The organism is Leifsonia sp. T36S-04 (assembly GCF_042465655.1).
Taxonomy (GTDB): Bacteria; Actinomycetota; Actinomycetes; order Actinomycetales; family Microbacteriaceae; genus Leifsonia.
Genome location: NZ_CP146286.1, coordinates 2,451,618 through 2,463,994, shown reverse-complemented (window position 1 = coordinate 2,463,994; position 12,377 = coordinate 2,451,618). Strand labels below are relative to the sequence as shown.

13 protein-coding genes are annotated in these 12,377 nt (G+C 68.9%); 6 read left to right on the top strand and 7 right to left on the bottom strand.

Features of this window, described 5'->3' with window-relative positions:
- Position 1: 1 nt before the first annotated feature.
- Positions 2 to 559 (top strand): PH domain-containing protein, encoded by a 558-nt coding sequence (locus P3F85_RS11980; RefSeq protein WP_374007782.1) that lies wholly within the window; start codon positions 2 to 4, stop codon positions 557 to 559.
- Here the strand turns inward: P3F85_RS11980 and P3F85_RS11975 are convergent.
- Positions 521 to 1,093 carry a GtrA family protein gene (locus tag P3F85_RS11975; protein WP_374007780.1) on the bottom strand — a complete coding sequence of 191 codons (573 nt, stop codon included), beginning with the start codon at positions 1,091 to 1,093 and terminating at the stop codon, positions 521 to 523. The genes P3F85_RS11980 and P3F85_RS11975 overlap by 39 nt on opposite strands.
- Positions 1,094 to 1,259: 166 nt before the next feature.
- Between P3F85_RS11975 and P3F85_RS11970 the strand changes: the two genes are divergently transcribed.
- On the top strand, positions 1,260 to 2,351 hold the full coding sequence (locus tag P3F85_RS11970) for a 5-(carboxyamino)imidazole ribonucleotide synthase (protein WP_374010922.1): 1,092 nt from the start codon (positions 1,260 to 1,262) through the stop codon (positions 2,349 to 2,351).
- 13 nt (positions 2,352 to 2,364) lie between these two features.
- On the opposite strand, the gene P3F85_RS11965 is transcribed toward P3F85_RS11970, so the two are convergent.
- The gene (locus P3F85_RS11965; RefSeq protein ID WP_374007778.1) at positions 2,365 to 3,723 is read right to left on the bottom strand and encodes an LCP family protein; all 1,359 of its coding nucleotides are present in this window, start codon (positions 3,721 to 3,723) and stop codon (positions 2,365 to 2,367) included.
- A gap of 10 nt (positions 3,724 to 3,733) precedes the next feature.
- Positions 3,734 to 4,237, bottom strand: a complete 504-nt coding sequence (purE, locus tag P3F85_RS11960; RefSeq protein WP_374007776.1) for a 5-(carboxyamino)imidazole ribonucleotide mutase — start codon at positions 4,235 to 4,237, stop codon at positions 3,734 to 3,736.
- A 117-nt stretch (positions 4,238 to 4,354) separates the two neighbouring features.
- Between purE and P3F85_RS11955 the strand changes: the two genes are divergently transcribed.
- Positions 4,355 to 5,641, top strand: a complete 1,287-nt coding sequence (locus tag P3F85_RS11955) for an acyltransferase family protein (RefSeq protein ID WP_374007774.1) — start codon at positions 4,355 to 4,357, stop codon at positions 5,639 to 5,641.
- A gap of 144 nt (positions 5,642 to 5,785) precedes the next feature.
- Here P3F85_RS11955 and P3F85_RS11950 read toward each other — a convergent pair whose 3' ends face one another.
- From P3F85_RS11950 to rfbB, 3 genes are read right to left on the bottom strand one after another with little or no spacing between them, the layout of a single operon-like run.
- Entirely contained in the window at positions 5,786 to 6,934 is a 1,149-nt protein-coding gene (locus P3F85_RS11950) for a glycosyltransferase family 4 protein (RefSeq protein WP_374007773.1), read from the bottom strand.
- The gene (gene rfbD / locus P3F85_RS11945; RefSeq protein ID WP_374007772.1) at positions 6,931 to 7,782 is read right to left on the bottom strand and encodes a dTDP-4-dehydrorhamnose reductase; all 852 of its coding nucleotides are present in this window, start codon (positions 7,780 to 7,782) and stop codon (positions 6,931 to 6,933) included. Before rfbD ends, P3F85_RS11950 begins: the two co-directional genes overlap by 4 nt.
- A complete protein-coding gene (gene rfbB / locus P3F85_RS11940) occupies positions 7,782 to 8,771 on the bottom strand; it encodes a dTDP-glucose 4,6-dehydratase (protein WP_374007771.1) in 990 nt (329 codons plus the stop codon). The genes rfbD and rfbB overlap by 1 nt, the downstream gene beginning before the upstream one ends.
- Before the next feature lie 73 nt (positions 8,772 to 8,844).
- Between rfbB and P3F85_RS11935 the strand changes: the two genes are divergently transcribed.
- From P3F85_RS11935 to P3F85_RS11925, 3 genes are read left to right on the top strand one after another with little or no spacing between them, the layout of a single operon-like run.
- Entirely contained in the window at positions 8,845 to 9,450 is a 606-nt protein-coding gene (locus tag P3F85_RS11935; RefSeq protein WP_374007769.1) for a dTDP-4-dehydrorhamnose 3,5-epimerase family protein, read from the top strand.
- 15 nt (positions 9,451 to 9,465) lie between these two features.
- Positions 9,466 to 10,359, top strand: coding sequence for a glucose-1-phosphate thymidylyltransferase RfbA (rfbA, locus tag P3F85_RS11930; protein WP_374007767.1), 894 nt, complete (start codon positions 9,466 to 9,468; stop codon positions 10,357 to 10,359).
- The gene (locus tag P3F85_RS11925; protein ID WP_374007765.1) at positions 10,356 to 11,462 is read left to right on the top strand and encodes an acyltransferase family protein; all 1,107 of its coding nucleotides are present in this window, start codon (positions 10,356 to 10,358) and stop codon (positions 11,460 to 11,462) included. The genes rfbA and P3F85_RS11925 overlap by 4 nt, the downstream gene beginning before the upstream one ends.
- A gap of 9 nt (positions 11,463 to 11,471) precedes the next feature.
- On the opposite strand, the gene P3F85_RS11920 is transcribed toward P3F85_RS11925, so the two are convergent.
- Positions 11,472 to 12,347, bottom strand: coding sequence for a glycosyltransferase (locus P3F85_RS11920; RefSeq protein ID WP_374007763.1), 876 nt, complete (start codon positions 12,345 to 12,347; stop codon positions 11,472 to 11,474).
- Between the last annotated feature and the right edge of the window lie 30 nt (positions 12,348 to 12,377).

The window sequence follows — 12,377 nt, the reverse complement described above, 5'->3', positions numbered from 1 at the left end:
CATGAGCAGCACCATGGACGGGACCTCCGCGCTTCCCGCCCAACCGCCGGAGCGCGTGATCGCCCGGCTGCGGTCGAACGCCCGGCGACTCTTCTGGCCGAGCCTGGTGCTGATCGTCACCGCTGGGGCGGTCGGATACTTCGCCGGTCGCATCGGCGAGGTCTGGGAGATCGTCCTGCTGTGGTCCGCCGCTGCCGCCGTGGTCCTGCTGCTCTTCCTGCTGCCGCTGGCGGCCTGGCTCAGCCGGCGCTACACGATCACGACGCGTCGGCTCATCATCCGCCACGGGTTCTTCGTGCGCGTGCGGCAGGAGCTCCTGCACAGCCGCGGCTACGACGTGGCCGTCCGGCGCACCTGGCTGCAGAGCGTGTTCCGTTCGGGGGACGTGCTGATCAACTCCGGCCTGGAGCATCCCGTCGTCCTGAAGGATGTGCCGCAGGCCGACCAGGTCCAGCGGGCACTGTCGGAGCTGATGGACCACTCGCAGACGGTGGTCGCGGTGCGACGTCAGCAGTCGGAGTCAGTCACCGACGAGACCACGGTCTGGGGCACTCGCTAGCGTCGAACCGGTGATCGGGGCCTTCTCGCGAGGGTCGTGGACTGGGACGCGAGGGACGCGCGACCCGCGGGCGCTGCGGGCGGCCGCCCGGTCGGGCGAGAACACCCACCACCGGTAGAACGCGAAGCGGAAGATGGTGCCGAGGACGAGTCCGACGACGTTATTCGAGATGTTGTCCGCGAGGAGGCTCTGGTAGCCGAGCAGGTAGTGGGACACCCAGACGCAGAGAAGCGGGATGGCCATTCCTGCGAGGCTCACGACGAAGAACTCGATGCCCTCACGCGTCGCGTTCTCGCTGCGGTTGCCCGCGAACGCCCAGTAGCGGTTGCCGAGCCAGTTCGCTCCGATGGCCACGAGGGTCGCGATCGCCGTCGCGTAGAGGGTCTTGTGGGGCACCTGGACCAGCACGAGCAGCATCAGCGCATTGAACACGATCAGGTTGACCACGAAGCCGACCGCACCCACGGCGCCGAACTTGATCAGCTGCGGGATCAGTCGCGCCCGGCGTACCGGTGTGCGGGTCTCGGTCGTCATGCCCCTGCCTCAGGATGCGGGAAGATAGTCAGTGCGTTGTTCACGCTACGCGGACGAGGTTTCGCGTTCCTGTGAATCCCCCCGACCAGTATGAAAAGTATCAGAGAGGCGGACGCCCGTGACGAGCCAGGTCGTCGGAGTGATCGGTGGAGGTCAACTGGCCCGGATGATGATCCCGCCGGCGATCGAGCTGGGCATCGAGATCCGCGTCCTGGAGGAGGCTCCGGGCATGAGCGCCGACATCGCCGCAAGCGGCGTCGGCGACTATCGCGACCTCGACACCGTTCTGGCGTTCGCCGAGACCGTCGATGTGGTGACGTTCGACCACGAGCACGTGCCGGGCGCCATCCTGAACGAACTGGTGTCGCGGGGCATCCCGGTGCACCCGGGCCCGCACGCCCTTCTGTATGCGCAGGACAAGCTGCTGATGCGCGCCAAACTGAGCGAGCTCGGCCTGCCGGTGCCCGACTGGGCGGCGGTGGAGTCCGCGGATGAGCTCGGCGCGTTCCTTGCGGACCACGGCGGTCGCGCGGTCGTGAAGACGGCCCGCGGCGGCTACGACGGCAAGGGCGTCCGCGTGGTCTCCGATGCGAGCGGCGCCGACGACTGGTTCCTGTCGCTCGCGGAGGACGGCCGCGGAGGCGCGCTCCTGGTGGAGGAGCTCGTCCCCTTCCGGCGGGAACTCGCCCAGTTGGTGGCGCGACGCCCGTCCGGCGAGGTCGCCGCCTGGCCGGTCGTCGAGACCGTGCAGCGCGACGGCGTCTGCGCCGAGGTGCTTGCTCCGGCGCCCGGGGCGGCCGGACGGGTCGCTGCGGCGGCCGCGGACATCGCCCATCGCGTCGCGGATGGGCTCGGAGTCACCGGCGTTCTCGCGGTGGAGCTGTTCGAGACGACGGATGAGCGCGTCCTCGTGAACGAACTCGCCATGCGGCCGCACAACAGCGGCCACTGGTCGATCGAGGGCGCGGTCACCAGCCAGTTCGAGCAGCATCTGCGTGCCGTGCTCGACCTGCCGCTGGGTTCGACCGAGCAGCGGGCCGACTGGTCGGTGATGGTCAACATCCTGGGCGGCCCCGCAGAGGGCACCCTGCAGGATCGCTACCCGGCGGCGCTCGCCGCGCATCCCGACGTCAAGTTCCACGGCTACGGCAAGGCGCCGCGGCCGGGACGGAAGGTCGGGCACGTCACCGCGAGCGGCGACGACCTCGACGACGTCGCGTACCGGGCCCGCGCGGCAGCCGCCTTCTTCGAAGGCTGACCTCCGGAGCGTCCTAGTTGCCGGCGGGCTTCGCGGTCGCCGGATGCACGGCCTGGCGCACGAGCTCCTGGATCTGCGCGTAGTCCGGATTCGTCGGGTCGATCGTCGGCGGCACCAGCTCCAGCTGCTGCACCGGCAGCTTGCGGGTCTTCAGGCCGAGGTCGACGAAGTAGCCCAGCATGGACTGGGGGATGTCCGTCTTCATCACCTGCGCTCCGGCCTTCGCGATGCCCTGGAACTTCGACACCACGTTCACCGGGTTCACCTGCTTCAGGATGGCGTCCTGCAGCTGCCGCTGACGGGCCATGCGGTCGTAGTCGCTGGAGCCGTGGCGTGCGCGGGCGTACCACTGGGCGTGGTAGCCATCCAGGTGGCGGTTGCCCGGCTCGATCCACTCGGCGACGCCGTTGAGGTTCTCGTCGCCTCCGATGGGAACGCGATCCTTCACGGTGACGTCGACGCCGCCGACCGAGTCCACCAGGTCGGCGAAGCCCTGCATGTCGATCAGCACGTAGTACTGGATGGTGAGGCCGGTGGCTCCTTCGAGCGCATCCCGCATCGCCTCGATGCCGGGTTGGCTGCCGTTCTTCTCGGCATTCGGGTACAGCTTCGGCTTGTACAGCTCCACCTCTGTGTAGATGGAATTCAGCTGGCAGACGTCGACGTCGCAGCGGTCCTTGTAGCCGTACCCGTCGGGGTAGAGGGCGTGCAGCGGGGATGTCTTGCGGAAGGGCACCGGGTCGAGGTCCCGCGGCAGCCCGATCGTGACCGCTTGGCCGGTGTTCGCGTCGATGCTGACGATCGACATGCTGTCGGGGCGCAGGCCGTCGCGGTCCGGGCCGGCGTCGCCGCCGAGCAGCATGATGTTGTAGCGGCCGTCGACGGGAGGCTGGGATGCCGCCGCCGAGAAGATGTCGCCCAGGGCGCCGCGTGCGGAGCCGGCGACCACCGAGGCGTAGCCCGCCGTCCCGGTCAGGCCGACGAGGACGAGGACGGAGAAGGCGGCGATCCATCCGCGTGAGTTGGGTGCGGTCCGCACGAGGCGGACCAGACGCAGTGTGTCGAGCGTGAGCAGCACCCAGAGCGCGGCGTAGGCGATGAGCAGCAGCTGGACGACGGTGAGACTGCCGGCCTGCGTGAACATCGTGTAGATCGCCGACGGCGCGACGAGGTAGACGACCAGGGTGACGATGGCGAGCACCCAGAGCAGCAGCGTCGCCAGGACCCCGACCCGGCCCAGGGTGCGGTTACCGGCGACGACCTGCGCGGAGCCGGGCAGCAGCACGTTCATCGTCACGAGGAACCATCCGCGCTTCGTCATCGTGTGCGACGAGGAGGCGTCGGGGTGGCGGAGGGGGGTGGCGATCGTCATGGGGTACGGCTCACAGCTGGGCTTGGAGGGCCTGGTTCTTCTGCTCGACGCTCGCTTCCAGGTCGGCGGCGAACTCGGCGAGCCTGCGCTCCAGGGCGTCGTCGGAGGTGGCGAGGATCTTCACGGCGAGGAGTCCAGCGTTGCGCGCGCCTCCGATGGAGACGGTCGCGACCGGAACACCGGCGGGCATCTGGACGATCGACAGCAGCGAGTCCAAACCGTCCAGGCGGGCGAGCGGAACCGGTACCCCGACGACAGGGAGGGTGGTGACGGCCGCCAGCATACCCGGCAGATGTGCCGCCCCTCCGGCGCCGGCGACGATGACCCGCACGCCCCGGCCGGCCGCGGCCTTGCCGAACGCGATCATCTTCTCGGGTGTCCGGTGGGCCGAGACGACCTCCACCTCGTGCGCCACCTCGAACTCGCTGAGCACCCGGGACGCCTCCTGCATGACCGACCAGTCGGAGTCGGATCCCATGACGACGGAGACCAGCGGAGAGGTGGATGCAGGCATAGCGATCATGCTAGGTGCGGCCACGCGCAGGGCCGGTGCGCCACGCGGATCACGCCCAGCTGCCCCCTGAACAGGTCACAGGAACTGCCCAGCGCAAGCCCGTAGCGTCGCCCGCCTATGACGGGTACAGGTGGAAGCGTGGGAGAGAAGACGAGACAGGCGACCGGCGGCCGGCTTGCCGCACTCGACGGTCTGCGCGGCATCGCCGCGGTGGTCGTCCTGCTGCACCATGCCATGTACACGAACGCGAACTTCCCTGGCACCCCGGGCAGCGGCTCGGCTCCGACAGGGTCGGCGATGTGGTGGATCAGCTACACGCCGCTGAAGCTGTTCACCGCCGGTGTGGAGTCGGTGATCGTGTTCTTCGTGCTGTCCGGATTGGTGGTCACCCTGCCGGTCATCCGGAAACGCGGATTCGACTGGATCGCCTACTTCCCGCGGCGTGCCGTGCGCCTTCTGGTGCCGGTGGTGGCCTCGGTGCTGCTGGCGGCCGTGTGGGTCATGGCGATCCCGCAGAAGTCGACGCAGCCCGACGGGACCTGGCTCAGCAACTCCTCCACGCCGAACTTCGGCTGGGAGTACATCGTCAAGGGCTGGGATCTGCTGGGCGGTGACGGGCAGATCAACAACCCGCTCTGGTCGTTGCGCTGGGAGCTGGTGTTCTCGCTCGCCCTGCCGATCTTCGCCGTGCTGGCGCTCGCCGTACGCAAGTGGTGGATCGGCGGGCTGGCCGCGGCGTGTGCGCTCACCTACCTGGGGGTCCACGCCGATTCGGGTGAACTGCAGTACCTGCCCGCATTCTTCGTCGGCGCGGTGATCGCGGTCCGTCTCGATGCGGTGCGCAACGTCGCCGATCGCATCAACACGCACTGGTACCGCCACCCCCTGTGGGCCGGGCTCACCGTCGGCAGCCTCCTGCTGCTCATCGCCCCCTGGCTCGTCGGTCCGTCGGTGAGCGAGGTCACCGAGCTGGAGCCGCTCCTGAAGGGGCTGGTGCCGCTCGCCGCGGCCGGTCTCGTCGTCGCGGCCCTCGGCTGGAAGCCGCTGCGCGCGACGCTCGAGACGCGTCCGGTGCAGTTCAGCGGGAAGATCTCGTTCAGCCTGTACCTCGTCCACGTGCCGATCCTCATCTTCAGCACGTACCTCTTCGCAGGGTCCCCGTGGTACGTCGGTCCGCTGTTCGGGATGCCCGTTGCGGTTCTCGTCGCCGTCGGCTTCTTCTGGCTGGTGGAGCAGCGCAGTCACGGCTGGTCGAAGGCCGCGGGCGCGTGGGCGTCGAAGCGCTACAGCACCTGGTTCGGCCGGGACGACGAGAGCCGCGAGGAGAGCCGAACGGAGCAGCGGGCTGATGTCGTCGACCGGCAGCGGGACGAAAGCTCCTCTGCGGAGGGCGCGCGTCGCTAGATCCTCGCGGCTGGGGAGCGCCAACTGCTCACGCGACGTGGCTCCACCGTCCGTCCATGGGACGCAACACGCCGTTATCCGCGCGTGTTAGCGGCGCGTTGCGTCCCACGGATGGCGCCGCGCAGGCCGTGCTGAAGGTGCAGGTCAGAGGTCCGCGTGAAGCTGCCAGACGCGCTCGGCGGAGTCGCGCCAGCTGAAGGCGCGCGCCCTGTCCGACGCCAGCACGCCGAGCCGGGCCGCCAGCTCGCCGTCGGACAGCACGCGCCCGATGGCCGCGGCCAGGCGCTCGGAGTAGGCCGCGTCGTCATCGGCGCCGGCAGGGCGCTCCACGAGCAGGCTCGCACCCGCGGCCACCTCGACGAGCGCGGGGTCGTCGGAGTGGATGACGGGCAGACCGAACTTGAACGCCTCCACGATCGGCAGGCCGAAGCCCTCCGCGAGGCTGGGGTAGACGAAGAGGGTGGCGCGGTCGAGCACGACCGCGAGATCGGCATCGGCGAGTACGCCGAGCGGGCGGACCCGGTCCTCGGGAAGTCCGGCTGCCGCGGCAACGCCGGTGGCCGAGCGCTCGCCGACGCGATCCGGTCCCGCGATCAGGAGCGGGATGCCCTGCGCTTCCGGTCGTGCGATGGCGCGGATCAGCGGCGTGAGGCCCTTCCGCGGCTCGACCGTTCCCAGCGTCAGCGCGTACCGCTCCGGAAGGCCGAGCCGGTCGGCCCGCTCGTCGGCGTCCGGGGGCAGGCGCAGGGAGGTCGCCGGAGCGCCTCCGATCACGCGCACCCGGTCGCCGAAGTCGATCACCTCGGCCAGCCGGTCCGCCACCGCATGGGTCGGGACGACGACGGCGTCCGCGTGCTTGCGGGCGCGCTTCGCCATCGCCTTGGTCCACAGCGTCGCGCCGGTCCCGAGTGCTTCGGGATGCGTCCACGCGAGGGTGTCGTGGATCGTGACCGCGATCTGCTGCGGGTCGTCGAGCCGGGTGTGACGGCGGAGGGGAGCCAGCAGTGTCGGAGCGTGCAGCATCCCCGGAGGGCCTCCGACAGCGACGCCGGACTGCCAGGCCAGGGCGAGTTCGCGGTGCGCCAAGGGGAGGCGGGTGATCGCGCCGATGCCGGGCAGCCGGTCGCGGAGGACCTGCAGTTGCTCGTCGCTCACTGCGGAGACGATGGCCTCGACATCGCAGTCCCGGGGAGCGGTCGCGATGAGCTGGCGGGTGAGTTCCTCGGTGTAGCGGCGCGACCCGCCGGGCTCATCGGTGACGAGCTCGTCGACGATCACGCGCAGAGTGGTCATTCCGCGAACAGTCCGTCCGCCGTGGCGGCTGCCAGGGCGTCCTTCCACGGGCGCATCGGCTCCAGTCCGGCTCGTGACCAGGCGTCGTGGCCGAGGACGGAGTAGGACGGCCGCGCGGCAGGACGCACAAACGTCGAGCTGTCGGTCGGCAGGACGCGCTCGGGATCCAGTCCCGCCTCGGAGAAGATGGCGCGGGCGAAGTCGTACCAGCTCGCCTGACCGGAGTTGGTGCCGTGGTAGATCCCGGCGGGCGCGTCGCCGTCGAGCAGTGCCACGATCTGCGCGGCGAGGTCGCCGGTCCAGGTGGGCTGGCCGAGCTGGTCGTCGACCACGCTGACGGTCTCGTGGCTGCCGGCCAGCTTCACCATCGTCTTGGCGAAGTTGGGGCCGTGTGCGCCGTACAGCCACGCCGTGCGGACCACGAAGGTGCCCGAGGGATGCGCCGCGAGCGCCAGTTCCTCTCCGGCCGCCTTGGTGCGCCCGTAGGCGTTGATCGGGTCGCGGAGGGTGTCCTCCGCGTACGGCTCGCTCGCGTGGCCGTCGAACACGTAGTCGGTCGAGACGGTCACGAAGCGGGCGCCGTGCTGCGCGGCGGCGACGGCGAGGTTCTCCGTGCCGAGGGCGTTGATCGCGTACGCGTCGTCCTCGTGCGTCTCGGCGTCGTCGACCTTCGTGTACGCCGAGGCGTTGATCACGACGTCGTGCCCGGCGACGGCGGCGAGGACCGCGTCACGGTCCGTGACGTCGAGTTCGGCGCGGGACAGCGCGGTCACCTCGCGGCCGGCCAGGGCCTTCTGCAGGTCGTGTCCGAGCATCCCGGCGGCGCCGGCGATCAGGTAGCGCGTCATCAGTTGTCGAGCGCCGCTCGTGCCTTCAGCGGCTCCCACCAGGCGCGGTTGTCGCGGTACCACTGGACCACGTCGGCGAGACCCTGCTGGAACGGCACGAGCGGCTCGTAGCCGAGCTCCGACTGGATCTTCGAGATGTCGACCGAGTAGCGGAGGTCGTGGCCGAGGCGGTCGGCGACGCGGTCGACGTACGACCAGTCCTTGCCGGTCGCGTCGAGCAGCAGCTGGGTCAGCTCCTTGTTGGTGAGCTCGGTGCCGCCGCCGATGTTGTAGATCTCGCCCGCGCGGCCGTTCACCAGCACCATCGCGATGCCGCGGGTGTGGTCGTCGACGTGCAGCCAGTCCCGGATGTTGTTGCCCTCGCCGTACAGCGGGACGTGCTTGTCGTCGATCAGGTTCGTCACGAAGAGCGGGATGACCTTCTCGGGGAAGTGGTAGGGGCCGTAGTTGTTCGAGCAGCGCGTGATCGACAGGTTGAGGCCGTGCGTGCGGAAGTAGCTGCGCGCGAGGAGGTCGCTGCCGGCCTTCGACGCGGAGTACGGCGAGTTCGGCTCGAGCGGGCGGTCCTCCGCCCACGAGCCCTCGGCGATCGAGCCGTAGACCTCGTCGGTGGAGACGTGGACGAAGCGCTTCAGGTTGTTGCGGAGAGCCGCGTCGAGCAGCTGCTGCGTACCCAGCACATTGGTCTCGACGAAGATGGAGGCGTCGCGGACCGAGCGGTCGACGTGCGACTCCGCCGCGAAGTGCACCACGGCGTCCACGGTCGGGAACAGCTCGTCGAGAAGCCCGCCGTCGCGGATGTCGCCCTTGATGAAGGAGTAGCGCGGGGAGTCGGCGACCGGCGCCAGGTTGGCCAGATTGCCGGAGTACGTCAGCGCGTCGAGCACGACGACCTCGGCGCCTTCCAGGCCCGGGTACGCATCCTGCAGCGTGCGGCGGACGAAGTTGGAGCCGATGAATCCGGCGCCGCCGGTGACGAGAATCTTCATAGGGTGTCCAGGCTCTTTTCTGTCGGAAAACCGGCGATCAGTCTACAGGTAGGGCGATTGGTAGACTCTTGTGGTGCAGATCCGCGAGCTTTCGATCCCCGACACCTATGAGATCACCCCACGGCAGCACCCGGACGACCGCGGGCTGTTCTTCGAGTTCTACCGGTTCGACCGGCTCGAAGAGGCCGTCGGGCACTCGCTCGACCTCAAGCAGGGCAACACGTCGGTGTCCCGGCGCGGGTCCGTCCGCGGCATCCACTTCGCCGACATCCCGCCGAGCCAGGCCAAGTACGTGATGGCTCCGCACGGTGCGGTCCTCGATTTCGTCATCGACATCCGCGTCGGGTCGCCGACCTTCGGGCAGTGGGACTCCGTCCTCCTCGACGACAAGGATCGGCGCGCCATCTACGTGGCCGAGGGAGTCGGGCACTGCTTCGTGGCGCTCACCGACAACGCCACCGTGAGCTACCTCGTCACCGACGTCTACAGCCCGGGACGCGAGCACGGCATTAATCCGCTCGACCCGGAGATCGCCCTCGAGTTCCCGGTCCCGGCCGAGGAGCTGCTCCTCTCGCCGAAGGACACGGACGCTCCCGGACTGTCCGAGGCCGCTCAGGCCGGCCTGCTCCCGACCTGGGATGCGGCGAAAGCCTTCTACGCGACGCTCGACAACAAGTAAGGAACCCCAGAACTCATGCGCGGAATCATCCTCGCCGGCGGATCCGGCACGCGGCTGTGGCCCATCACCAAGGGCATCTCGAAGCAGCTGATGCCGATCTACGACAAGCCGATGATCTACTACCCGCTGTCGACCCTCATGATGGCCGGAATCGACGAGATCCTCATCATCACGACGCCGGAGTACAACGAGCAGTTCCAGGCGCTCCTGGGCGACGGCTCCCAGCTCGGGATCCGGCTGGAGTACGCGGTGCAGCCTTCGCCGGACGGGCTGGCGCAGGCGTTCATCATCGGCGAGGACTTCATCGGCGACCAGTCGGTCGCCCTCGTACTCGGCGACAACATCTTCCACGGGGCCGGGCTCGGCTCCTCGCTCCGCAACCACAGCGACATCGACGGCGCGCTGATCTTCGCGTACCACGTGAGCAACCCGACGTCCTACGGCGTCGTCGAGTTCGACGACGACTTCAAGGCGCTCTCCATCGAGGAGAAGCCCACGAAGCCGAAGAGCAACTACGCAGTGCCCGGTCTCTACTTCTACGACAACTCGGTCGTCGAGATCGCGAAGACGATCGAGCCGAGCGCGCGCGGTGAGCTCGAGATCTCGACCGTCAACGAGCGCTACCTGAACGCGGGGGCGCTCCAGGTGCAGGTGCTCGACCGCGGAACCGCTTGGCTCGACACCGGGACATTCGAGTCGATGATGCAGGCGTCCGAGTACGTGCGCGTGATCGAAGACCGGCAGGGCTTCAAGGTCGGCTGCATCGAGGAGATCGCCTGGCGCGCGGGGTGGATCGACGAGGGTCGCCTGCTCGAGCTCGCCCAGCCGCTGGTGAAGAGCGGCTACGGCCGCTACCTGCTCGGGCTGGTGGCGAACGAAGAGCAGCCCGTGACAGCAACGCACGGATGAACCGGGTCTCCGCCTACCTCTTCAAGCCGCTTTACACGCATGCGGACTTCCTCGCCATGCGTCACTTCGGTGGCTTCGACGGGGTGAGGGCGCTCGCCGCCCTGATGGTGGTCTTCTTCCACTTCGGCGGACCGAAAGCGGCCTTCACGAACGGCTGGATCGGCGTCCAGCTCTTCTTCGTCCTCTCCGGCTTCCTCATCACCACGCTGCTGCTGCGCGAGGAGCGGATGAACGGCCGGATCTCGCTCGGCAACTTCTGGATCCGGCGGCTCTTCCGCATCCTGCCCGCCTACTACCTGGTGCTCGCGGTGACGGTCCTGCTCCTCGTCGCGCACGGATCGTTCGACGACGCGGGCGGACCGCAGTCGATCTGGTTCTTCGTGACCATGAACCCCGAGTTCGCGCCAACGGCGATGAACTTCGGTCAGGCCTGGACCATCGGCATCGAGCAGAAGTTCTACCTGATCTGGCCGCTGCTCGCCTTCGTCTTCATCGGGCCGTTCCTGCTCAAGCGCCTCGCCGCCTGGGCGCTGCTCGTAGTCGGGGTCGTCGCCTGCAGTCTGCTGTTCTACCAGGGACTCATCCACTACGCCGTCATCCTGCTGGGCTGCGGGCTCGCGATGGTGCTGAACTCCGCGCGAGGCTTCCGTGCCGTGCGCTTCGTGACGACACGCTTCTTCGCCGTCCTCGCGCTCCTGGTGCTCGTGGTGCTGCAGATCGAAGCCGGTGCGATCAGCGTGGCGTTCCGCGGTCAGGACCCGACGGTGTTCATCTACGGCATCGTCGCGGCTCTGGCCCTCCCCGGCCTGTGCGCCCCGACCCCGACGGCACGCGTGCTGGCGTGGGGCCCGTTCCGCTGGCTCGGGCAGCGTTCGTACTCGATCTACCTCGTGCAGCTGATCGCAGCGGGAGTCGTCGGCAGCGTCTTCGCGGCCGCCGGTGTCGGCCTGCTCATGGCGACCCTGGTGGCGATCGTCAGCGCCCTGATGGCCGATCTCATCTTCCGCTGGGTCGAGCAGCCCGCGATCCAAGCGGCGAAGCGGATCACCCGGCGGCGCGACCCCGAGAAACTCGTGACGGCGAAGGTCGCCCAGATCGGCTGACGACCGGGCCTAGATCCCGCGGCGCTTGGCCAGACGGGATCGCACGGCCAGGCCGGTCCGGAGGGCGACGCGCACGGGCCACAGCAGCGCGCCCGCGTACTTGCGCTCCAGGAAGCGCCGGGCGCTGTCGTGGTGGGCGCTGATCATGGCCGAGGACTCGCCCTCGGTCGAGTGGGCGCCCGTGTGCATCACCGTCGCGTCCGGCTCGTAGACGTTGCGGAACCCGGCCTTGCCCAGGCGGTACCCGAGGTCGACGTCTTCGAAGTACATGAAGTACCCCTCGTCGAACCCTCCCACGCGGTCGAACGCGGTGCGTCGCACCAGGAGGCAGGCGCCCGAGAGCCAGCCCGCGTCGCGTCGAGCGACGTGCTCGCTGGCGTCGTTGCGGTAGGCGCGCGACCACGGGTTGTTCATCCACAGATTGGCGAAGAGGGCGTGCCCGATCCCGGTGCGGAGCGACGGGATGGATCGGGCGGACGGGTACACCGAACCGTCGGCATCCAGGATGGCCGGGCCCACCGCTCCGATGTGCTCGTCCTCTGCGGCCACCGCGAGCAGACGGTCGACGGACCCGGCGCCGAGCACCACATCCGGGTTCGAGATCAGCACCCACTCGACCGAGGCGGGGAGACCGGCGACGACGGCGTTGATGGCCGAACCATAGCCGCGGTTGCGTTCCATCGGCAGATACTTGCCTCCGCCCGCGGTCACCAAACGGGCCACCCCGCTGTCGGGAACGGGCTTGTTGTCGGCGACGGCGACGAGCGGGCGGGCCGCGCTCGCGGCTTCGATCGAGCCGAGGAAGTCGGGGAGAACGCCGTCCGATCCGTAGCTCACGGTGACGACGGCGAGCCGCGGATCGTCAGCGGGGGATGGGGGTGCCATAGATCAAACAATCATAGTTCTAAGCTAGAT